Here is a 20583-nt window from a genome sequence, read left to right on the forward strand (position 1 = left end):
GGGCACCTTGCCCGCCTAGAGGCTTTGCTCGATGGCGGCGAGCGCGTCGGCGAGGCGGTCCATGTTGACTTTGCTGCCGACGTCGGAGCGCAGGAAGCGCTTGTCGAGGCCGCGGAAGGACACCGAGCCGTCCTTGATGATCACGCCCCGCTCCAGCAGTTTCTCGAAGACGATGGTGGAGTCGAGCCGGTCGTCCATCACCTCGATGAGGAAGAAGTTGGAGCGCGAGCCGGGCACCATGCGGAACGCCGTGAGACCGGACATGCGCTGGGCGATGTAGCCGCGCATCTCCACGATGAGGTCGACGGTGCGGCGGATGTGCTCGTGATCGGTGAGGGCGGCGGCGGCGCCGGCCATCTGCATGTGGCCCATGTTCCAGGTGGGCTTGATGTTCCAGAGCGGCCGGATGATCTCCGGCGCCGCGATGCCGAAGCCCGCCCGCAGCCCGGCGAGGCCGAACGCCTTGGAGAAGGTGCGCAGCACGATGAGGTTGGGGAACTCCTTCACGAGGTGGAGGCTGCCCTCGGTCTCGGTGAAGTGGATATAGGCCTCGTCCATCACGACGAGGGCGTCGCCGGCGGCCTCGCAGATGCGGCGGATATCGGCCTCCGCCATCAGCTTGCCGGAGGGGCTGTGCGGGTTGGTGAGGAAGGCGATGCGGATGGGCTCGCTCTTCAGCGCCTCGACGTAGGCGTCGACGCGGAAGTCCATCTCCCGGCCCATGTCGACATAGACCGGCACGCGCCCCTCGTTCTCGGCGAAGAGGTGGTAGATCGGGAAGCAGGGGCGGTACATCAGGATCTTGTCGCCCACCCCCGCGTAGGCGCGGATGATGAACGAGATCACCTCGGTCTCGCCCGTGCCGCAGACGACCTCGTCGGGCGCGACGTCGTAGCGGGCGGCGATCGCCTTGCGCAGCGGCTCGGCCGTCCAGCTCGGATACTGCTCGGTGAGGCCCATCGCGGCGGCGATCGCGATCAGCGCCTTGGGCGACGGGCCGAGCGGGTTTTCCGCCGAGCCGAGCTTGGCGATCTCGTCGACCAGCACGCCGTAGGTTTCGCAGACCGCCTCGCGCGTCAGTCCGGGCGTATAGGGTTCGCCCGTCACCAGGATGGGGTTGCTGACGCTTGCCATGGATCCGTCTCCGCTACGAGGGTCGCCGTCCACCAATTCCGGACGCGAGCAATGGGATAATGTGATCGTACAATTATGTAAATAATACTAGGTCAATTTTGTTTGATTGTCCTACGCAATGGCGCCGATGGCGGTTCGCGCGCCGGCGAGGCGCCGGGCGACGCGCTCCAGCGCGGTGCGGAGCTCGGCCCGCTCCTTTACCGCGCCGAGCGACAGGCGCAGCGCGTTCGGCGGCACGGCCTCGCCGATCACGAAGTGATGGGCCGGCGACACCGCGATGCCCTCGCGCAGCAGCTCGGTGTGGATCGCATCCGCCCGCTCGGTCGGATCGAGCCGCAGCCACACGTGGTAGGAGGGCGAGTCCATCGGGTCGATCAGGTCGCCGAAGAGATTGAGCGCAAGTGTCCTGCGCCACTCGGCCTCCTCGCGATGGCGAGCGATGATCTCGCGGTGGGCGCCGGCGGCGATCAGCCGCCCGGCGACGGCCGCGGGCAGCGCCGGCGCGGTCCACTCGGTACCGTAGAGGGCGTCGCGCACCGCGCTCGCGAGCGCGTCCGGCACCGCGAGCCAGCCGACGCGCAGGCCCGAGCTGATGCTCTTCGATAGGCTCGTGACGTGCAGCGTCCGGCTCGGCAGCCGCGCGTAGAAGGTGTCCGCGTCCGCCGCGGCGAGGTGGCCGTAGATGTCGTCCTCGACCATCAGGAGATCGGCGCGCGTCACGACCTCGGCGATGGCGGATCGGCGCGCTCCGTCCATCGAGACGCCGGTCGGATTGTGGGTGACCGGGGTAGCGAGCACGACGCGGGCGCCGGACGCCGCTGCGGCCGCCTCGAGGGCTTCGGGCACCATGCCCTTGCCATCGGTCACCACCGGCATGAGCTCGATGCCGAGGAGATGGGCCATGCGGCGGATGCCCGTGTAGTTCACCGCCTCGGTGACGACGCGCTCGCCCGGCCGGCACAGCGCGCTCAGCGCCGCCATCAGTCCCTGATTGCCGCCGGCGGTGAGGAACACGCTGTCGGGCGCCGCCTCGATGCCGCGCTCGGCGAGCCAGGCGCAGCCCGTCGCCCGCGCCGCGGCGGCGCCGCCCACGGCCTCGTAGCCGAAGACGTCCACCATGTCGCCCTCGGCCACCTCCTGCAGCGCCTCCTTCAGGAAAGGGGCGGCGATGGTGGAAGGGGGGCGGTTCACCGCGAGGTCGACGGGTCCGCTCGCCGTCGCCTGCGCGCCCGCGGCGACCACCGCGGGACGCGTCACATAGGTGCCGGAGCCGCGCCGGGTGACGACGTAGCCCTGACGTGCGAGCTCGGCGAAGGCCTTGGTCACGGTGGCGACGGTCACGCCGAGCTTCTGGGCGAGCTCGCGGTGGGCCGGCAGCCGCTCGCCCATCGGCAGGCGCCCGGCGAGGATCGCCTCGGCCAGCGAGTCGACGATGGCGACATATTTCGCGCCCGGCCGCGTCGCCACGCTGTCGAGCCACGCCATGTCCGTCCCGTTCGCGTCGGTCTGCGTCGTCGCCAAGAGCTCCCTCCGGTGCGTGCGCGCGTTCACCAGCTCAATACCAGTCTTTCCACGCCCGGCAGGTACATGAGCGCCAGCAGGAACACCACGATTACCGCCACGAAGGGAACCGCGCCGCGGATCACCTCCGTCACCGGCACCCCGCTCACCGCGCTGATGACGAAGAGGTTGAGCCCGATCGGCGGGGTGATGACGGCGAGCTCCATGTTCACCACCAGGAGCACGGCGAAGTAGATCGGGTCGATCCCCGACGCGGCGAGCACCGGCAGCAGGATCGGCATGGTGATGAGGATGATCGAGATCACCTCCAGGAACATGCCGGCGAGGACGAAGAAGAGCATCAGCCCGAGGAGGAGCTGCCAGCGATCCAGCTCCAGCGCCATCAGCCACTCGAACACGGCGTGGGGCACGCGCTCGGCGGTGAGGCCGTAGCTGAAGAGGTTGGCGGCGGCGAGGATCAGCATGACCATCGAGGCGGTGGCCGCCGCCGTCGTCAGCATCCGCGGCAACGCCGTCAGCGACACCCGGTGCACGGTGACGGCGAGGAGGAGGGCGTAGATGCAGGCGATCGCCGCGCTCTCCGTCGGGGTGAAGATGCCGCTGTAGATGCCGCCCAGAATGATGACGGGCAGGAAGAGGATGCCGAGCGACCGGCGCGTCGCTGTGACCCGCTCCGCCCACGAGCGCCGGGGCGAGCGGGCGGTTTCGGTGCGCCGGCCCACGACGTAGGCGATGGCGCACAAAATGGCGGCGAGGGCGATGCCCGGCAGCGTGGCGGCGCTGAAGAGGGCGGCGATCGAGGTCTCCGCGACCATGCCGTAGACGATGAGCGGGATCGACGGCGGGATGAGGATGCCGATCCCGCCCGCGGCGGCGATAAGACCGATCGAGAAGCGCCGGCCGTAGCCGCGCTCGATCATCTCCGGGATCATGATGGAGCCGATCGCGGCGGCCGTCGCGGCCGAGGACCCGCAGATCGCCGAGAAGAAGGCGACCGCCACCACCGCGACCACCGGCAGGCCGCCGCTGTTGTGGCCGATCCAGGCGTCGATCATCTTGACCAGGCTGCGCGTGGCCCCGCTCTGGTTCAGGATCTCCGCCGCCAGGATGAAGAAGGGGATCGACAGCAGCGTGCTCGAATTGAGCGTGGCGAAGAGGTAGGCGGAGACGCTGCTCGGATAGTCGCCCGCGACGAGCATGTAGCCGAAGCCGGCGAGGACGAGGGCGAAGGCGATCGGCGCGCCGAGCAGGGCGCCGCCGGCGAAGAGGCCGAGGCTCAACCACATCGGCTCAGTCCACCGCGCCCGGCGTCGGCGATTGCAGCACGGCGTCCGGCGTGCGGATCAGCGAGAGGATCCGCTGGAGTGTGCGCAGAGTGAGGAGGGCGCCGGCGATCGGCATGATGAGTTGCGGGGCCCACATGGGAATCTCGATCGTTCCGGTGGTGTGGTCGCCGAAGAGGAGGCTTTCGTCGACGAGCAGCCAGCCGGAATAAAGAAGCGCGAGCGACACGGTGAGCATCAGCACCTGCACCACGGTTTCGAGGACGAGGGCGCCGCGCCGGCTCAGGAGATTACGCAGGATGTCGACGCGCACATGGGTGTTGCGCTTCACCCCGAGGCTCGCCGTCAGCAGCACGCTGAACGTCGCCGAGAAGGTGGCGAGCTCGTAGACGCCGCTGATCCCGATATTGAACACCACGCGCAGGACGATCTGGGCGAACACCAGCGCGACGGCAACGAAGAGGAACAGGCCGCCGGCCTGTTCCTCCAAGGCATCCCAGAAGCGGAGGGCTCGCATTGCGCGCGGGACTATTGGCGGATGGTGTCGATCATCGCCTTGATGTCGTCGCTCTGCTCGGCCCACACCGCCTCGGCGAGGGGCATCCAGGCGGCCTTCTGCTCGTCCGTCAGGTCGACGATGGTCATGCCGCTCTCCTTGAGCATCGATTCGGACTTCGCGATGTTCTCAAGAGTCTGCGCCTGATTCCACTCCGTCGCTTCCTTCATGGCGCGCAGGAAGCCTTCCTGCTGCTCGGCCGACATCGAGGCGAAGCTCTTGGCGTTCATCGCGACGCCGTAGCCGCCGACGCCCCAGAGCGCGCGCGTCATGGTCTTCAAGACCTCGCCCCAGCGCGCGGGGGCGGCATAGGTCGGGGTGGTGACGACGCCGTCGACGGTGCCCTGCTGCAGCGCCAGATAGACCTCGGTGGCGGGCATCGAGATCGGTGCGGCGCCGGCCTTGGAGAGCATCGATTCCAGCGGCTTGGAGGGGGCGACGCGGACCTTCATGCCGCTCAGGACGTCGGGCGTCGTGGCCGGCTTGTCGGTGGTGAAGGTGTAGACCGGTCCGTCGTGCCAGATGGCGAGGCCCTTGAGGCGTCGCGACTCGAGGTTTGCGAGGAGCTTCTGTCCGATCTCGCCGGAGAACACCTCCATCGCCTGCTTGGGCGAGGAGAACAGCATCGGCTGATAGAAGATGTCCCACAGCGGGTCGATGGAGGAATAGTAGCTCGTGTAGGGGGCGATGATGTCCACCTGCCCGCGGGCGGCGGCGCGGATCTCCTCCACGGTCGGGACGAGCTGGCCGCCGGGATAGACTTCGATCTTGACCGAGCCGTCGGTGTACTTCGCGACGAGCTCGGCGAAGAGGTCCGCCGTGCGGCCCTTGATGGCGGTGGCGGGGGCTTCATGCGCCAGCTTGAAGACGATCTCTTGCGCCTCTGCGGGGGCGAGTGCGGCCGAGCCGGCCATCGCGGCGATGACGGCCGCGGATCGAATGCCCTTGAGGAAGGTGCGTCGCTGCATTGATCTACTCCTCCATTTTCACCAAAGCATCCTACCTCGGCCGATAATTGCAATGACTTTTTTGTGGCATTGATTGCAGCAATTTTCGCCGGATGCCTATTTCGTGTTCGCCCTCGCTGGCGAGTGGATGGGGTCGAAAGCCCAGGGGCGGCGCCGTTCTCGCGGTTTCGGTATGCGTCAATTGCGGCCTGTTGACACAAATTGACTCGCCACTCGGGCGGTCTAATGTCGCAATGTCCCGTGGGTGGAGCATGACAATGGCGCTGAGTATCCGACGAACATACACGTTCGAGACCATCAAACGGGAGGAGGCGGGCATCGCCGCGGCGACGCCGCTGCGCAAGCTCGCCGTCGCCGTGGTGGTGGAGAATGCGTGGCTCGGCGAATATGTCGCCGACCTCGGCCCCGCCATCGCCGCTTCGGTGGAACTCGGCGAGATGATCGGCGACACCGCCCGCCGCCACTTCGCCCCCGGCGAGGTGCAGAGCTACGGCAAGGGCGGCATCGTCGGCCTCGCCGGCGAGCAGGAGCACGCCAACGCGCTGCTGACCACGCGCTTCGCCGACCCCGTGCGCGAGGCGATCGGCGGCGGCAAGGCGTGGATCTCGTCGATGACGAAGGTCGCCGCGCCGGGCACGCTGATCGACATTCCGATGAACCACAAGGACGACGTCTACGTCCGCTCCCACTATGACGGCATGTCGCTGGTGCTGCCCGACGCGCCGATGCCGGACGAGATCGCCGTCATCGTGTGCTTTGCCACCGGCGGGCGGCTCAACGCGCGCGTCGGCGGCCTCACCCACGACGAGGTGATGGCCCGCGAGGCGGCCGGCAAATGAAAGTCGCCGTCGTCAACATCGGCAGCATCCTGACGGGCGATCTCGCGGCACCGTTCGCCGCGGGCGACGTCATCGTCATGAACGAGGGTAGGATCGAGACGATCGGCACCGATTGCCCGCCCGACTGCGACGTGGTGATCGACGCCGCCGGAACGGTCGCGATGCCGGGGCTGATCGACAGCCACGTTCACATCACCTTCGGGGACTACACTCCACGCCAGCGCACCGTGGGGTTTCTGGAAAGCTACGTGCACGGCGGCGTGACCACCGCGATCTCCGCCTCGGAGGTCCACGTGCCCGGACGGCCGCGCGACCCCGCCGGTGTCAAGGCGCTCGCCGTCGCGGCGATGAAGTCGTTCGCCGAGTACCGCCCCGGCGGCATGCGGGTCCACGCCGGCTCGCTCATCCTGGAGCCGGGCTTGACCGAGGCCGACTTCGCCGAGCTCGCCGCCCTCGGCGTCTGGATGGTGAAGGCGGGCTTCGGCGACTTCACCGATCCCGACGAGTACGCCCCCTTCGTCGCCATGGCGCGGGCGCACGGCATGGTCTCCATGGTCCACACCGGCGGCTCGTCGATCCCCGGCTCGAGCGGGATCTGGGCGGAGAACCTCCTCGCGATCCGGCCGGACGTCTCCTACCACGTCAACGGCGGGCCGACGGCGATGCCGGAGGCGGGGTTTGCCCGCCTCGTCGAGGAGTCCGAGATCGCCTTGCAGGTCTGTACCGCCGGCAATCTGCGCACCACGCTGCTCACGGCAGAGCTCCTCACCGGGGCCGGGGCGCTGGAACGCCTCCTGATCGCCACCGACACGCCGACGGGCAGCGGCATCATGCCCCTCGGCATCTTCTACACCATCAGCCACCTCGTCTCCCTGGGCGGCATGGCGCCCGAGATCGCGGTCGCTGCGGCGACCGGCAACAACGCCCGCGTCTATCGGCTGAACAGCGGCATCCTGGCGCCGGGGCGCGATGCCGACCTGGTGCTGATCGACGCCTGTGCCGGCGGCTCGCAGGACGACGCGCTGTCGGGGCTGCGCAACGGCGACATTCCGGCCGTCGGCGCCGTCGTCACCGCGGGCGTCCCGCGCTTCGTGGGCCGCAGCCGCAACACCCCGCAGACCCAGCGCACGGTCCGCGTCGCCCACAGCAATGTGGTGGAGAGGTTCGACGGCGCGGCGCACTAGGTCCGCGGCGTCGGCGGGTGGGCGCGGTCGCCGGCCGGCTCAGGGGCCGGTCAGCGCGGCGATGGTCCACAGGATGAGGACGCCGCCGCCGAGGGACACGGCGAGGAAGGGGCCGTTGAGGCCGTAGACGAGCGCGAAGGGCGAGCGGCGCGAGTAGCGCGACACCACCAGCGACAGCAGCGTGTAGGGGCTGCTGCCGAACGACAGCGCCGAGGCGAGCAGCACGGTGGCGAAGTGGGGGAGCGGGGCGAGCCCGAGCATCTGCGGCGGCAGCGTGTGCGCGAGGAACACGGCGGCGAGGAAAGGGTGGACGCCGGTCGCCGAGAAGGCGAGCGCGAGCCCCAGGAGGGTGAGGATCGACAACGGCGCCGAGCCCGACACCCATCCCCCGATGGTGGCGACGGCGGCGGGCGGGATGGCGCCGGAGAGAACCATCATCATCGTTCCGCCGGCGGCGAAGAACAGCGCCTCGGGCGCGACGCTCGGCAGGATGCGCCGCGCGTCGCCCACGAGCTCGGTCGCGGCGGTGCGGATGTCGCCGGCGAGGAGGCGGTGACAGATGAAGGCGTAGACCGGTGTCTGGACGACGATGACGATCGCCGTCGGCATCCCCGTCACGGCGTGGAGGAGGAGGCTGGAGGCGAGGAACACCGCCATCAGCCCGATGAGCGGCAGGAGGGCGCGAATGAGCGCGCCGGCGCCGCCCCGCTTCGCCGTCGTCTTGCTCGCGACGGACGGGCCGACGGCGAGCGATACGAGCGAGGCGAAGAGGCCGAGGCCGAGCCCGTAGGGCGCGACGTCCGGCCACTCGAGCTCGGGATAGACGAGCAGGATCAGCGCCATGTTGCCGAAGATCGGGCTCCAGCAGCAGGCCGCCAGGAAGCCGCGATGGATCACCGCGAGCACCGCCATGGGCGGCTCCTCGTCGACCTTTCGCGTGGCGCTCGTCATCTCGCACAAGAGCACCGAGCCGCCGATGTTGAGGAGGGCGGGGAAGAGGTGGGCGACGCCGGTGACGAACACGTTGGGTGCCACGAGGTCGGGCCGGAAGAGAGCCGCGGAGATCGAGGAGAAGAGGCGGCTGCGGCGCGCCACCGCGACGAGGAGCGACACGCTCGACATCAGCGAGATGAACACCCCGCCGATCGCGAGGCCCTGGCCGACGGAGGCGCGGGGCGCGGGCGTGACCGGGAGGAGGACGATCGCCGCCGTCGCCATGCCGATCGTCATCAGCGCGAGGCGGCGCGGCATGCGTCGGCCGGCGAGCACGACGAGCACCACCACCGCGAGCGCCGAGACGATCGCGAGCGAGCGCGGGGCGCCGGACGTCATCGCCGACGCGCACACGATCAGCGTCAGCACCCCGAGGGCGACGACGTCGTCGCGGCGTCGGGTGGGGACCCCCGGCCGCATCAGGCGCGGCCGACGCGCGGGTGAGGCGCCGGCCGGCGTGCGCGACCGCGGCGGTCGGAGGCGACGGCCCTCGTCCCGTCCCGGTCTCGCCGGGGAAGGCGCGGGCGGACGCGCGGACGATGTCCGAACCTGTGAGCGTCGTCGGGGACGGGGGCGATCATGATCATGGGATAGCCGATCCGTTCGGCGACCGCTACTGCTGCACCTGCGAGATCGGTGGAGAGGGCGGGCGCCGCCACGGCGGTGTGGCTGCCGAATCCCGCGCTGCGGTGCGCCATCGCGGACGCGAGGGATGGCCCCTCCGCCGGCCACCCGCCGCGTCAGTGGCCGACGGTGGAGGAGAAGAGGTTGATGACGACGACGCCCGCGATGATGAGACCGATGCCCATCATCGCCGGCGCGTCGAGCGCCTCGCCGTAGCGGAACCAGCCGATCGCCGTGACGAGGACCACCCCGAGGCCGCCCCAGATGGCGTAGACGACGCCCGTCGGCATCGTGCGCATGGGAAAGGTGAGGAGCCACAGGGCGAGGGCGTAGCCGAGGATGGTGATGAGGCTCGGCACCAGGCGCGTGAAGCCCGCCGAGCGCGACAGCGCCATCGTGGCGATGACCTCGAGCACGATCGCGGTGCCGAGGAGAAGGTGCGTGGCGTTCACGGCGGGTCTCTCGCTGGGGCCGATTTGTCCGCAGGGAGCGGCGGCCGCGCTACACGGCGTCGATGGTCTCGCGCTGATGTTCGCCGAACTGGAGGGTGGCGAGGCGGGCGTAGACACCGTCGCGGCGCGTCAGCTCGGCGTGGGTGCCGGTCTCCACGATGCGCCCTTCGTCGAGGACCACGATGCGGTCGGCGTTCACCACCGTGGCGAGGCGGTGGGCGATGACGAGGGTGGTGCGGTCGACCATCAGCCGCTCCAGCGCCTCCTGGATCAGCGCTTCGCTCTCGGCGTCGAGGCTGGAGGTCGCCTCGTCGAGAAGCAGGATCGGCTCGTCCTTGAGGAGCGCGCGGGCGATGGCGATGCGCTGCCGCTGTCCGCCCGAGAGGGTGACGCCCCGCTCGCCCACGATCGTGTCGTAGCCGTCCGGAAGCTTCGCGACGAAGGGGGCGACGCGGGCGGCCTCGGCGGCGGCCTTCACCTCCGCGTCGGTGGCGCTCGGGCGGCCGATGCGGATGTTCTCGGCGATCGAGGCGGCGAGGACCATCGTATCCTGGGGCACCACCGCGACGCGCGAGCGCAGCGCCGTGAGGTCGGCCTCGCGCACGTCGACACCGTCGACGCGGACGCGCCCGCCCGCGACGTCGTAGCTGCGCGCGATGAGCTGGAAGAGGGTGGTCTTGCCGGCGCCGGAGGGACCGACGAGCGCCACCGTCTCGCCCGGCGCGACCTTGAGGTCGATGCCGTTGAGGATGGGGCGGGTCGGGTCGGCGGGATAGGCGAAGCGCACATTCTCGAAGGTGACGGCGCCCTGGGCCGGTTCGGGAAGCGCCACCGGATGCGTCGGGCTCTCGATGTCGGGCACTTCGGCGGCGAGATGGGCGAGACGCTCGGCGGCGCCGGCCGTCTGCTCCACTTCGCCCCACACCTGGCTGAGTTCCGACAGGGCCCCCGCCGCGAACACCGCATAGAGCACGAACTGGCCGAGCGCGCCGGCCGTCAACTCGCCCGACAACACGTGCTGCGCGCCGAGCCACAGCACGCCGACGATGGCGGAGAACACGATGAAGATGACGATGGCGGTGAGCGCGGCGCGCGCCGCCGTGGCTCCGCGCGCGCTCTCGAACGCCTCGAGCGCCCCGGCTCGATAGCGCTCGGCGACGCGCCCTTCGGCGACGAAGGACTGGAGCGTGCGCACCGCGCCGATCGCCTCCGTGGCGTAGGCGGAGATGCCGGCGAGCGTATCCTGTGCGGCGCGCGACTTGCGGCGCACCATGCGGCCGAGCGCCACGAGGGGCAGCACCAGGAGCGGGATCGCGAGCAGCGCCACGCCCGACAGGGTGGGGCTCGTGATCACCATCATGGCGATGGCGCCGACGAACATCAGGAAGTTGCGCAGCGCCACCGAGGCGCTCGCCCCCACGGCCGCCTTGATCTGGGTGGTGTCGGCGGTGAGGCGCGAGACGATCTCGCCGGAGAGGGTGCGGTCGAAGAAGGCCGGGGAGAGCGACATCACACGCGCGAACACGTCGGACCGCAGGTCGGCGACGACGCGCTCGCCGAGCGTGGTCACGAGGTAGTAGCGCATGGAGGAAGCCACCGCGAGTGCCGCCGCCACCACGATGAGCATGCCGAAATAGGCGTCGACGAAATCCGCGTTGTCGGTGCCGAAGCCGAAGTCGATGACCCGGCGCACGGCGAGCGGGACGGCGAGGGTGGCGATGGTCGCCGCGAGCATGGCGAGCACCGCGAGGGTGAGGCGGCCCCGATAGCGCAGCGCGTAGGGGGCGAGGAAGCCGAGCGGCTTCAGCGGCACGCGCTCGCGCCGTCCGCCGCGGGATGAGGGGTCGGCGGCGGGCGCCACTTTCTTTCGACCAAATCGCATGCCTCTCCCAACTCCCGCACGCGACTAATGTCAATGTGCAACATTCTGCAACTTGCGCCCGGCCTCGCGAAGGGCTAGATGCCACGGGTTCCCATATCGCATGGCCTTCGATACTGCGGTTTTTTCGCCGGCGAGGCCTGCCGACACCGACGAAGGCTCTGAGGATCCGCCATGAAGAAGGACATCCACCCGGACTATCACGCGGTCACCGTCGTGATGACCGACGGCACCGAGTATATGACCCGCTCCTGCTCCGGCCAGGCGGGCGACACCATCCGCCTCGACATCGACCCGCGCACCCATCCGGCGTGGACGGGCGGTCAGCAGACGCTGCTCGACCGTGGCGGCCGCATTTCGCGCTTCAACAACAAGTTCAAGGGCATCCCCGGCATGTGATGCCGGCGCGACGTCGCGTCGCGCCACTGTTTTGCGGATCCCGAAACGCCGTCGCACCCTGCGGCGGCGTTTTCGCGCGTCCGGCGTGCGGCCGGTGCGGGCTCAGCCCTTCGGTCGCCGGGCCGCCGCGAACGCGGCCTCGACGCGCGAGCGCTCGCCCACCGCGTTGACGAGGAGGAGCACCAGGCGCGCGTTGAGCGCCGCGCTCTCCGCCTCGGACAGGCCCTCGTGGAGGGCGAGGAGCTCGGCGTAGATCTCGTCGCCGTCGAGGCCGAGACGGTAGGTGGCGCTGTCCATCAGGCGAGCTCCTTGGTGCGGGCCGAGGCGGCCTCCACGGCGGCGTCGATCTCGGCGGTGCCGGCCTCGCCCGGCGCCCAGCTCGCGGCGATATGCTGGTCGGGCCGCACCAGGAAGAGGCCGCGTCCGTAGCGTTCGGCGGCAAGGCTCTCGGAACCGAGCGTCAGCACGGGGAGTAAGGTCGCCGGCGCCGCCGTGCCGATCGCGAGCAGCGAAAAGCGCCCGCCGAGACGCTCGAGCAGGAAGCCGCCGTCGAGCGGGGCGTCGGGGCACGGGTCACCGGGATGAACCGGTCCGCCGCCACCGTCGGGGGCGGCGGCAACGTGCCCGCGCAGTGATGCGGGGCGGGAGAGGCGGCCGGAGTTGATCATCGGCCGGGCGAAGGGATGGTCCTCCGCGAGCGCCAGGAGCTGGTCGCGGAAGAGGCGCTCCATCGGCGTGCGCGGCGACATGAAGTTGGTGGAGCGGGACGAGTTCGTGATGTTCTCGTCCGTCGCGTGGACGCGCTCGCGATCGTAGGTCTCGAGCAGCGCCGCATCGGCCTCGCCCTTCACCACGGCGGCGAGCTTCCAGGCGAGATTGTCGACGTCCTGGATGCCGCCGTTGCCGCCGCGGGCACCGAACGGGCTCACCACGTGGGCGCTGTCGCCGGCGAAAATCACCCGCCCGTGGACGAAGCGGGCGAGGCGGACGCAGCGGAACGTGTAGAGCGAGACCCAGTCGAGGGTGAAGGGGCGGCCGCCGACGGCCTTCTCGATGCGGGGAATCACGTTCTCGGGCCGCTTCTCCACCTCCGGGTCGGCGCTCGCGTCGAGCTGCAGGTCGATGCGGTAGATGTCGTCCGGCTGCTTGTGGAGGAGGGCGGTCTGGCCGGGGTGGAAGGGCGGCTCGAACCAGAACCAGCGCTCGGAGGGGAAGTCGGCCGTCATCTCCACGTCGGCGATGAGGAAGCGGTCCTCGAAGGTGGTCCCCTCGAACTCCAGCCCCATCAGGTGCCGAATGGTGGAGCGCGAGCCATCGGCGGCGATCAGGTAGCGGCCGGCGAGATCGTAGCGCCCGTCCGGCGTCTCGATGGTGGCGGTGACGCCCGCTTCGGTTTGCGCCAGGCCGACGAGGCGGCTCTTCCAGCGCAGGTCGATCAGCTCGGGAAAGTCGCGGGCGCGATCGACGAGATACTCTTCGACATAATATTGCTGGAGGTTGATGAAGGCGGGCATTTTGTGCCCGTCCTCCGGCAGGAGGTCGAAGGAATAGACCTCGCGCTCGCCGTGGAAGAGGCGGCCGACCTTCCACGTCACCCCCTTTTCCACCATGCGCTCGCCGACGCCGAGGCGGTCGAAGATCTCGAGCGTCCGCTTGGCCCAGCAGATCGCGCGCGAGCCGACGGAGACGACGTCGCTCTCGTCGACGACGACGCTCGCGACCCCGTGGAGCGCGAGATCGATGGCGGCGGCGAGGCCGATGGGGCCGGCGCCGACGATGACGACGGGCGCGTCCCGCACCGGGCCTCCCGTCAGCTCCGGCGGCGCGACGTAGTCGAACGGCCGATACGTGTAGCGCGGCATGGCGTTCTCCCTGATGTCAGCGTCCCGCCGCTCCATCGGCGGCGGGATCGGTTCGTTCGGGGCGGGGATCAGCCCTGGAGCGCGGCCCAGATCTCCCGGTCCCGCTCGGCGGTCCACACCCGCGGCGTGTCGATGCCGAGCGCCTCGTCGTAGGCGCGGGCGACGTTGAAGGGGAAGCAGTGCTCGTAGATGGCGTAGTCGCCGAACTTCGGGTCGCACACGGCGCGCACCGCCTCGCCCGCCTCCTTCAGCGAGCCGCCGCGGGCGGCGACCTGCGAGACCGCGCGATAGTGGCTGTCGACGAAGTCGCGCGTGTTCTCGATCGCCTCCTCGACAACCGCGTCGCCGACGAGGGCGTCGCCGCGGCCGGGGGCGATGGCCGCCGGGCGGAACGCCTTCACGTTGTCGAGCGTGCCGCCCCAGTCGCGGAAGTGGGCGTCGCCGCAATAGCAGGCGGACTTGTACTCCACGATGTCGCCGGTGAAGAGCACGCCGGCATCCGGCACCCAGGCGACGATGTCGCCCGCCGTGTGCGCCCGGCCGACGTGCATCAGGTCGACGCGGCGCTTGCCGAGATAGACGCTCATCGCAGTGGCGAAGGTCATGGTGGGCCAGGTGAGGCCGGGAATGCTCTCGTGCCCCTCGAAGAGGCGCGGGAAGCGGCCGAACTCGGAGTCCCAGTCCTCCTTGCCGCGCTCGGCGACCATCGAGCGGCAGACGTCGGAGGCGATGATCTCGGACGCGCCGTAGGCCGAGGCGCCGAGCACGCGCACGGCGTGATAGTGCGACAGCGTCACGTACTTGATCGGCTTGTCCGTCACCGTGCGGATCTTCTCCACCACCATGTTGGCGAGGCGCGGTGTCGCCTGCGCATCCATCACCATCACGCTGTCGTCGCCGATGATGACGCCGGTGTTGGGATCGCCCTCGGCGGTGAAGGCCCACAGATCCGGGCCGATCTCGGTGAAACTGACCTTCTTTTCCGTCAGGTCGCCCGCCGATGCGAAGGACTTCGCCATTGTCTTCTCCCTAAGGTGTCGCCGCGGCGGAGGCGCCGCGGCGGAGGTGTCAGGCCCAGCGGTTGGCCACCGCGGGCAGAATGCGGCCGGTCGCCTCGCCGAAGCCGATGCGGTAGCCCTCGCCCTCGCAGTGGCCGCGCAGGGTCAGGCGGTCGCCGTCCTCGATGAAGGAGCGCGTCTCGCCGGTGTCGAGGGCGAAGGGCTCCTTGCCGCCCCACGAGATCTCGAGGAGCGAGCCGTGCTCGCCGCGCGTCGGGCCGGAGATGGTGCCGGAGCCGAGGAGATCGCCCACGCGCATGCCGCATCCGCCGACCGCGTGGTGGGCGAGCTGCTGGGCGGACGAATAGTACATCTCGCGATAGTTGGTGCGGCTGATGATGGTCTCGCGATCGGCGCCGGGAGGCTCCATCGCCACTTCGAGGTGGATGTCGTAGAGGCCGGGTGCCGCCTGGTGGAGATAAGGCAGCTCCGGCACCTCGCGCGGCGGCAGCGGGGCGCGGAACGGCTCGAGCGCCGCCCGCGTCACCACCCACGGGCTGATGGTGGTGCCGAACGCCTTGCCCTGGAAGGGGCCGAGCGGCACGTACTCCCAGGCTTGGATGTCCCGGCTCGACCAGTCGTTGAGGAGGACGTAGCCGAAGATCATCGCGTCGGCCTCTTCGACGGTGATCGGCGCGCCCCAGGGCGAGGCGACGCCCACCACGGCGCCGAGCTCCAGTTCGATGTCCATCCGCAGCGACGGGCCGAAGGTGGGCGCGGCCGCGTCGGGTGGCTTGCGCTGGCCGAGCGGGCGATGGATGTCGGTGCCCGACACCACCACCGAGGAGGCGCGCCCGTTGTAGCCGATCGGAATGTGCAGCCAGTTGGGCGGAAGCGCGTTCTCCGGCCCGCGAAACATCGTGCCGACGTTGGAGGCGTGCATCTTGGAGGCGTAGAAGTCGGTGTATTCGCTCACCGCGAAGGGGAGGTGGTGGGTGACCGCGTCGAGCGGCACCAGGGCGTCGTCGATGGGCGTCTCGGCGCCCTCGGCGAGGAGGGTGGTGAGCTGCTCGCGCACCCGTGCCCAGGCCGCTGGCCCGAGCGCCATGAACGGGTTGAGGCGGTCGGCCGCGAACACCGGCGCGCCCGCGTCGAGCCGGCCGTCGGCCTCGAGCGCGGCGAGGTCGAGCGCGAAATCACCGATCGCCACCGCGCAGCGCGGCGGCGATCCGGCGGTGGAGATCACCCCGAAGGGCAGGTTGTTGAGCGGGAAGTCGCTGGTGGCGCTGTTGGCGCTCGCGATGCGGCTCGCGATCAAAGGCATGGGCAGGCTCGATGTGCGTCGGAAGGGGCGGCGCGCCGGAGCGCGCCGGGGGAGCGATCCATGCTCACTTGATGCCGGGGGTGCCGTCGAACTTCTTCTCAAGCCCTTCCCAGCAGTCGACATAGTTGTCCTGGAGCGGGGCCTCCTCCGCGGCGAAGCGGGTGAGGTGCTGGGGAAAGCGCGTCTCGAACATGAACGACATGGTGTCCTTCAGCTTCACCGGCACCATCGGCTCGTTGGACGCCTTCTCGAAGGCGTCGTGATCGGGCCCGTGGGGCAGCATCATGTTGTGCAGGCTCATGCCGCCGGGCACGAACCCTTCGGGCTTCGCGTCGTAGACGCCGTAGATGTTGCCCATGAGCTCCGACATGATGTTCTTGTGGTACCAAGGCGGGCGGAAGGTGTGCTCGGCCGGCAGCCAGCGTTCGGGGAAGATCACGAAGTCGATGTTGGCGGTGCCCTCCACGCCCGAGGGCGCCGTCAGCACGGTGAAGATCGACGGGTCGGGGTGATCGAAGAGGATCGCGCCGACGGGGGAGAAGGCGCGCAGGTCGTACTTCGCCGGCGCGTAGTTGCCGTGCCAGGCAACGACGTCGAGCGGCGAGTGGCCGATCGGTGTCTCGTGGAACTGGCCGCACCACTTGATGATCACGCGACCCTCGCAGGCGCGGTCCTCGAAGGCGGCGACGGGGGTCTTGAAGTCGCGCGAGTTGGCGAGGCAGTTGGCGCCGATGGGGCCGCGGCCGGGCAGGGCGAACTTCGCCCCGTAGTTCTCGCACACGAAGCCGCGGGCGGGACCGCCGGCGAGCTTCACCGCGAACAGCATGCCGCGCGGCAGGATGGCGATCTCGAGCGGCTCCACCGCCATCACGCCGAGCTCGGTCTCGATGATCAGCGCCCCGTCCTGCGGCACGATCAGGAGCTCCGAATCGGCGGAGTAGAACCACTCGTCCTCCATGTCCGCCGTCGCGAGGTAGATGTGGGCGGCCATACCCACCTGGGTGTTCACGTCGCCGGCGGTGGTCATCGTGCGCATGCCGGTGACGAAGGTCAGCCGCTCCGACGTCATCGGCACCGGGTCCCAGCGATACTGGCCGAGGCTGATGATGGCGTCGTCGACGTGCGGCGCCGACTTCCAGTACGGAACGTCGATCTTGGAAAAGCGCGTGACGTGCTTCACCGAGGGGCGGATGCGGTAGCACCAGGTCCGCTCGTTCTGGCCGCGCGGGGCGGTGAAGGGGGTGCCGGACAGCTGCTCGGCATAGAGGCCGTACTCGCACTTCTGCGGCGAGTTCTGGCCCTGGGGCAGGGCGCCCGGCAGCGCCTCGGTCTCGAAATCGTTGCCGAAGCCGGGCATATAGCCGTCCACCGTGCCGGCGCCCGTCGTGGCGCGGGCGAGCTTCGTCATGTCGACGTGCTTGTTCATGGCGCTTCTCTCCAATGCGGCTCCCGGACGGTGCCGTTCGGCACCCGTGCCCGCCGTTGTTCGTTCCGCCGTCTCGCGGGCGGCGCGCTTGCGCCGCGACAGGGCAGCGGATACGCTTGAAATATATCGTTGGAAATGAAATGAGTCAAAGCGCGAACTTCGAGCTCGACGCCTTTTTGCCCTACCAGCTCGCCATTCTGTCGAGCCGGGTCAGTGCCGAATTCGCCGAGATCTACGGACGTCGGTTCGGCCTGAGCCTTGCCGAGTGGCGCGTGGTTGCTCACCTGTCCGCCGCCGACAAGGTGTCGACGCGGGAAGTGTTCGCACGTGTCGATCTCGACAAGGCGAAGATCAGCCGTGCGGCGCAGCGGCTTGAGGCGAACGGTCTCATCGAGAAGCGCCAGAGCGCCGTCGACCGCCGCCTGGTGGAGATGAGCCTCACCCAGAAGGGGCGCGATATGATGGCGGAGATCGCCCCCATCGCGCGCCGCTTCGAGGCCGACTTCCTCGCTCGCTTCGCCGACGGCGACGGCCGCGCGTTCCAGCGATTGGTGATGGAGGCGCTGGAGGCTTCGAAATGATTCTCTACGACTATTGGCGTTCATCGGCGGCCTACCGGGTCCGCATCGCGCTCAACCTGCTCGACATGAAGTACGAGCTCGTGCCGGTGGATCTGACCGCGGGCGAGCAGCGCTCGGCGGCGCACCTTGCCCGCAACCCGCAGGGCCTCGTGCCGGCGCTCGAGATCGACGGGGTGATGATGACCCAGTCGCTCGCCATCATCGAATATCTCGACGAGACGCGTTCCGCGGGCTTCCGTCCCGCCGAGCCGGTGGAGCGGGCGAAAGTGCGCGCCATCGCCTACGCCATCGCGATGGACCTCCACCCGATCTGCAACCTCTCGGTGGCGCAGGCGGCGGTGAAGGCGTCCAACGGGGCGATCGGGATGAAGGACTGGATGCACACCTTCATCGGCCCGCGCATGCTCGCGGTGGAAGAGATGCTCGACCGCTCGCGCACCGGCCGCTTCGTCCACGGCGACCGGCCGGGGATCGCCGACATCTGCCTGGTGCCGCAAGTCTACAACGCCCGCCGCTGGGAGGTCGACCTTTCGGCAATGCCCCACACCCTCGCGATCGACGCGGAGATGGCGGCGCTGCCGGCCGTCGCCGCCGCCCACCCCGACCGCGCGCGGCCGGGCTGAGGTCAGCCGGAGAGGCTGGGCAGCCATAGGACGATGCGCGGCATCATCGCCACCGCGAGAAGGGCGGCGAGCTGGAGGAGCACGAAGGGGATGATGCCGCGATAGATGACGCCGATCCCCACCCCCGGCGGCGCGACGCCGCGCAGATAGAAGAGGGCGTAGCCGAAGGGCGGGGTGAGGAAGGAGGTCTGGAGGTTGACGGCGAGGAGGATCGCGAACCAGATCATCGTGTCGTCGGGCGAGAGGCCGAAGTCGAGCCCGCCCACCACCGGCGCCACGATCGGCACCACGACGAGGGTGATCTCGACCCACTCCAGGAAGAAGCCCAGCACGAAGACGAGGCCGAGGATCATCGCGAGCACCAGATAGGGGCTCCCCTCGTGCACGGCGAAGAGGTCTTCGATCATGTCGTCGCCGCCGAGCTTGCGGAAGACGACGCTGAAGATGGTGGCGCCGATCATCACGAAGATGATCATCGCCGTGGTCTTGGTGGTGTCGCGCAGCGAGGTGGCGAGGGTCGAGAACGACAGGCGGCCGGAGAAGAGGGCGAGGAGCATCGCGCCCAGGGCGCCGATGGCGGCCGATTCGGTGGGGGTCGCGACGCCGGCGACGATGGTGCCGAGCACGGCGAGGATGAGCACCACCGGAGCGAGGAGGTCCACCACCAGCCGGCCGATGGCGGCGAGGCGGTTCGCCGCGCGCTCGTGCTCGGCGGCGGGCATGCGATGCGGCGCGAAGATCGCGATGAATGCGATGTAGACGAGATAGAGGCCGCCGAGGAGGAGGCCGGGCCCGACGGCGCCCATGAAGAGGTCGCCCACCGAGACGCGCATCTGATCGCCGAGGACGATCAGCATGATCGACGGCGGGATGAGGATGCCGAGGGTGCCGGAGGCGGCGATGAGGCCGGTGGAGATCTTCGGATCGTAGCCGTTCTTCATCATCGTCGGCAGCGCCATCATGCCCATCAGCACCACCGAGGCGCCGATGATGCCGGTGGACGCGGCCATGACGATGCCGATCACCGTGACGGCGAAGGCGTAGCCGCCGGGCACCCCGCGAAAGGTCGCCGCCAGCGAGCGCAACAGCCGCTCCGCGATGCCCGACCGCTCCAGCATCAGCCCCATGAAGACGAAGAGGGGGATCGCGATGAGGAGCCAGTTGGTGAGGATCCCCGAATAGATCCGCGACACCGAGGTCGACAGGAAGATGATCGGCACGTCGGCGACGAGCGCCGTCAGGATGCCGACGCCCCCGAGCACGAACGCCACCGGATAGCCGACGAAGATCCCGATCATCAGCGCCACGAGCATGATGGTCGGCCAGACAAACTCGTTCATTGGTCCTCGTCCGCGTCGCGACCGGAAATGAGGGCGGCCAGGGTGCCGACCGCCCGCGCCAGGCCGGCGATGGCGAGAAGGCCGAAGGCGAGCGGGATGCAGGCCTTGAGGAACCACCTGTCGGTGAGGCCGCCGTAGGTGGAGGCTTCGCCGCTCGTCCAGGAGGTGAGGGCGAATTTCACGCCGAACCAGGTGATGATGATGCAGAGCGGCAGCAGGAAGATGAGGTCGCCGATCACCTCGACCACCTGCCGCACGCGCGGCGGGAAGGCGGCCGACAGGAAGTCCACGTTGACGTGCGCGTCGTCGCGCAGCGCATAGACGCCGCCGAAGAGGACGAGAAGGGCGAAGATCGTCCATTGCAGGTCGGTGAGGGTGTTCACCGTGACGGCGGAGCCGAGGAAGGGCACGTCGCCCTCCCACCCGGCGATGCGGTTGACGCCGACCTGCCCGGCCACCACCGCCGTCACCACGAAGACGATGAGGGGCAGGATGAGCCACGACACGGCCTTGCCGAGGAAGGCGGTCAGGTCGACGATGATGCGGCAGGTCTTGATCATGGCGTCCGGCGAAGGGGGATCGGCGTCGCGCCGGTCC

20 protein-coding genes are annotated in these 20583 nt (G+C 69.4%); 5 read left to right on the forward strand and 15 right to left on the reverse strand.

Annotation, left to right across the window (positions count from 1 at the left end; translation table 11 throughout):
- Positions 1 to 15 precede the first annotated feature (15 nt).
- The 5 genes from JCR33_RS00490 to JCR33_RS00510 all read right to left on the reverse strand — a co-directional run bounded on the left by JCR33_RS00490 (position 16) and on the right by JCR33_RS00510 (position 5462).
- Positions 16 to 1134 (reverse strand): pyridoxal phosphate-dependent aminotransferase, encoded by a 1119-nt coding sequence (locus JCR33_RS00490; protein WP_198880047.1) that lies wholly within the window; start codon positions 1132 to 1134, stop codon positions 16 to 18.
- Positions 1135 to 1245: 111 nt separating this feature from the next.
- Positions 1246 to 2655, reverse strand: coding sequence for an aminotransferase-like domain-containing protein (locus JCR33_RS00495; RefSeq protein WP_198880048.1), 1410 nt, complete (start codon positions 2653 to 2655; stop codon positions 1246 to 1248).
- 26 nt (positions 2656 to 2681) lie between these two features.
- Positions 2682 to 3941, reverse strand: coding sequence for a TRAP transporter large permease (locus JCR33_RS00500; RefSeq protein ID WP_198880049.1), 1260 nt, complete (start codon positions 3939 to 3941; stop codon positions 2682 to 2684).
- 4 nt (positions 3942 to 3945) lie between these two features.
- Complete coding sequence (locus JCR33_RS00505; protein ID WP_198880050.1) at positions 3946 to 4428, reverse strand: TRAP transporter small permease; 483 nt, start codon at positions 4426 to 4428, stop codon at positions 3946 to 3948.
- 38 nt (positions 4429 to 4466) lie between these two features.
- A complete protein-coding gene (locus JCR33_RS00510) occupies positions 4467 to 5462 on the reverse strand; it encodes a TRAP transporter substrate-binding protein (protein ID WP_198880051.1) in 996 nt (331 codons plus the stop codon).
- Positions 5463 to 5719: 257 nt separating this feature from the next.
- Between JCR33_RS00510 and JCR33_RS00515 the strand changes: the two genes are divergently transcribed.
- Together JCR33_RS00515 and JCR33_RS00520 are read left to right on the forward strand one after the other, a co-directional pair.
- Positions 5720 to 6301, forward strand: coding sequence for an amino acid synthesis family protein (locus JCR33_RS00515; protein WP_198880052.1), 582 nt, complete (start codon positions 5720 to 5722; stop codon positions 6299 to 6301).
- Complete coding sequence (locus JCR33_RS00520) at positions 6298 to 7485, forward strand: amidohydrolase family protein (RefSeq protein WP_198880053.1); 1188 nt, start codon at positions 6298 to 6300, stop codon at positions 7483 to 7485. The genes JCR33_RS00515 and JCR33_RS00520 overlap by 4 nt, the downstream gene beginning before the upstream one ends.
- 39 nt (positions 7486 to 7524) lie before the next feature.
- On the opposite strand, the gene JCR33_RS00525 is transcribed toward JCR33_RS00520, so the two are convergent.
- From JCR33_RS00525 to JCR33_RS00535, 3 genes are all read right to left on the reverse strand, one after another.
- The gene (locus tag JCR33_RS00525; RefSeq protein ID WP_198880054.1) at positions 7525 to 8898 is read right to left on the reverse strand and encodes a hypothetical protein; all 1374 of its coding nucleotides are present in this window, start codon (positions 8896 to 8898) and stop codon (positions 7525 to 7527) included.
- A gap of 320 nt (positions 8899 to 9218) precedes the next feature.
- Entirely contained in the window at positions 9219 to 9554 is a 336-nt protein-coding gene (locus JCR33_RS00530) for a DMT family transporter (RefSeq protein ID WP_198880055.1), read from the reverse strand.
- A gap of 49 nt (positions 9555 to 9603) precedes the next feature.
- Positions 9604 to 11436 carry an ABC transporter transmembrane domain-containing protein gene (locus JCR33_RS00535; protein ID WP_198880056.1) on the reverse strand — a complete coding sequence of 611 codons (1833 nt, stop codon included), beginning with the start codon at positions 11434 to 11436 and terminating at the stop codon, positions 9604 to 9606.
- 171 nt (positions 11437 to 11607) lie between these two features.
- On the opposite strand from JCR33_RS00535, the gene rpmE reads away from it, so the two are divergent.
- Positions 11608 to 11832: a 50S ribosomal protein L31 gene (gene rpmE, locus JCR33_RS00540; protein WP_198880057.1), complete on the forward strand. Its 225-nt coding sequence runs from the start codon at positions 11608 to 11610 to the stop codon at positions 11830 to 11832.
- Positions 11833 to 11934: 102 nt separating this feature from the next.
- Here the strand turns inward: rpmE and JCR33_RS00545 are convergent, their stop codons facing one another.
- From JCR33_RS00545 to hmgA, 5 genes are all read right to left on the reverse strand, one after another.
- Positions 11935 to 12129 carry a DUF2783 domain-containing protein gene (locus tag JCR33_RS00545; protein WP_198880058.1) on the reverse strand — a complete coding sequence of 65 codons (195 nt, stop codon included), beginning with the start codon at positions 12127 to 12129 and terminating at the stop codon, positions 11935 to 11937.
- Positions 12129 to 13694, reverse strand: coding sequence for an FAD-dependent oxidoreductase (locus tag JCR33_RS00550; RefSeq protein WP_198880059.1), 1566 nt, complete (start codon positions 13692 to 13694; stop codon positions 12129 to 12131). Before JCR33_RS00550 ends, JCR33_RS00545 begins: the two co-directional genes overlap by 1 nt.
- Positions 13695 to 13762: 68 nt before the next feature.
- Entirely contained in the window at positions 13763 to 14713 is a 951-nt protein-coding gene (locus tag JCR33_RS00555) for an MBL fold metallo-hydrolase (protein WP_198880060.1), read from the reverse strand.
- Positions 14714 to 14762: 49 nt separating this feature from the next.
- Positions 14763 to 16016 (reverse strand): fumarylacetoacetase, encoded by a 1254-nt coding sequence (fahA, locus tag JCR33_RS00560; protein ID WP_198880061.1) that lies wholly within the window; start codon positions 16014 to 16016, stop codon positions 14763 to 14765.
- Between the two features lie 64 nt (positions 16017 to 16080).
- Positions 16081 to 17442, reverse strand: coding sequence for a homogentisate 1,2-dioxygenase (hmgA, locus tag JCR33_RS00565; RefSeq protein WP_198880062.1), 1362 nt, complete (start codon positions 17440 to 17442; stop codon positions 16081 to 16083).
- 140 nt (positions 17443 to 17582) lie between these two features.
- Between hmgA and JCR33_RS00570 the strand changes: the two genes are divergently transcribed.
- Positions 17583 to 18023: a MarR family winged helix-turn-helix transcriptional regulator gene (locus tag JCR33_RS00570; RefSeq protein ID WP_198880063.1), complete on the forward strand. Its 441-nt coding sequence runs from the start codon at positions 17583 to 17585 to the stop codon at positions 18021 to 18023.
- The gene (gene maiA, locus JCR33_RS00575) at positions 18020 to 18646 is read left to right on the forward strand and encodes a maleylacetoacetate isomerase (protein ID WP_198880064.1); all 627 of its coding nucleotides are present in this window, start codon (positions 18020 to 18022) and stop codon (positions 18644 to 18646) included. Before JCR33_RS00570 ends, maiA begins: the two co-directional genes overlap by 4 nt.
- A 2-nt stretch (positions 18647 to 18648) precedes the next feature.
- On the opposite strand, the gene JCR33_RS00580 is transcribed toward maiA, so the two are convergent.
- On the reverse strand, positions 18649 to 19986 hold the full coding sequence (locus JCR33_RS00580) for a TRAP transporter large permease (protein ID WP_198880065.1): 1338 nt from the start codon (positions 19984 to 19986) through the stop codon (positions 18649 to 18651).
- Positions 19983 to 20546: a TRAP transporter small permease subunit gene (locus JCR33_RS00585; RefSeq protein ID WP_198880066.1), complete on the reverse strand. Its 564-nt coding sequence runs from the start codon at positions 20544 to 20546 to the stop codon at positions 19983 to 19985. Before JCR33_RS00585 ends, JCR33_RS00580 begins: the two co-directional genes overlap by 4 nt.
- Between the last annotated feature and the right edge of the window lie 37 nt (positions 20547 to 20583).

The sequence above is a fragment of the Acuticoccus mangrovi genome (assembly GCF_016411865.1).
Taxonomy (GTDB): Bacteria; Pseudomonadota; Alphaproteobacteria; order Rhizobiales; family Amorphaceae; genus Acuticoccus; species Acuticoccus mangrovi.

Bases quoted from the DNA above. Each gene is read 5' to 3' on its own strand.
- JCR33_RS00510 (WP_198880051.1), bottom strand. From the start codon at position 5,462: ATGCAGCGACGCACCTTCCTCAAGGGCATTCGATCCGCGGCCGTCATC.
- JCR33_RS00585 (WP_198880066.1), bottom strand. From the start codon at position 20,546: ATGATCAAGACCTGCCGCATCATCGTCGACCTGACCGCCTTCCTCGGC.
- JCR33_RS00545 (WP_198880058.1), bottom strand. From the start codon at position 12,129: ATGGACAGCGCCACCTACCGTCTCGGCCTCGACGGCGACGAGATCTAC.
- JCR33_RS00580 (WP_198880065.1), bottom strand. From the start codon at position 19,986: ATGAACGAGTTTGTCTGGCCGACCATCATGCTCGTGGCGCTGATGATC.
- JCR33_RS00535 (WP_198880056.1), bottom strand. From the start codon at position 11,436: ATGCGATTTGGTCGAAAGAAAGTGGCGCCCGCCGCCGACCCCTCATCC.
- rpmE (WP_198880057.1), top strand. From the start codon at position 11,608: ATGAAGAAGGACATCCACCCGGACTATCACGCGGTCACCGTCGTGATG.
- hmgA (WP_198880062.1), bottom strand. From the start codon at position 17,442: ATGAACAAGCACGTCGACATGACGAAGCTCGCCCGCGCCACGACGGGC.
- JCR33_RS00550 (WP_198880059.1), bottom strand. From the start codon at position 13,694: ATGCCGCGCTACACGTATCGGCCGTTCGACTACGTCGCGCCGCCGGAG.
- JCR33_RS00570 (WP_198880063.1), top strand. From the start codon at position 17,583: ATGAGTCAAAGCGCGAACTTCGAGCTCGACGCCTTTTTGCCCTACCAG.
- maiA (WP_198880064.1), top strand. From the start codon at position 18,020: ATGATTCTCTACGACTATTGGCGTTCATCGGCGGCCTACCGGGTCCGC.
- fahA (WP_198880061.1), bottom strand. From the start codon at position 16,016: ATGCCTTTGATCGCGAGCCGCATCGCGAGCGCCAACAGCGCCACCAGC.
- JCR33_RS00500 (WP_198880049.1), bottom strand. From the start codon at position 3,941: ATGTGGTTGAGCCTCGGCCTCTTCGCCGGCGGCGCCCTGCTCGGCGCG.
- JCR33_RS00555 (WP_198880060.1), bottom strand. From the start codon at position 14,713: ATGGCGAAGTCCTTCGCATCGGCGGGCGACCTGACGGAAAAGAAGGTC.
- JCR33_RS00525 (WP_198880054.1), bottom strand. From the start codon at position 8,898: ATGCGGCCGGGGGTCCCCACCCGACGCCGCGACGACGTCGTCGCCCTC.
- JCR33_RS00520 (WP_198880053.1), top strand. From the start codon at position 6,298: ATGAAAGTCGCCGTCGTCAACATCGGCAGCATCCTGACGGGCGATCTC.
- JCR33_RS00515 (WP_198880052.1), top strand. From the start codon at position 5,720: ATGGCGCTGAGTATCCGACGAACATACACGTTCGAGACCATCAAACGG.
- JCR33_RS00490 (WP_198880047.1), bottom strand. From the start codon at position 1,134: ATGGCAAGCGTCAGCAACCCCATCCTGGTGACGGGCGAACCCTATACG.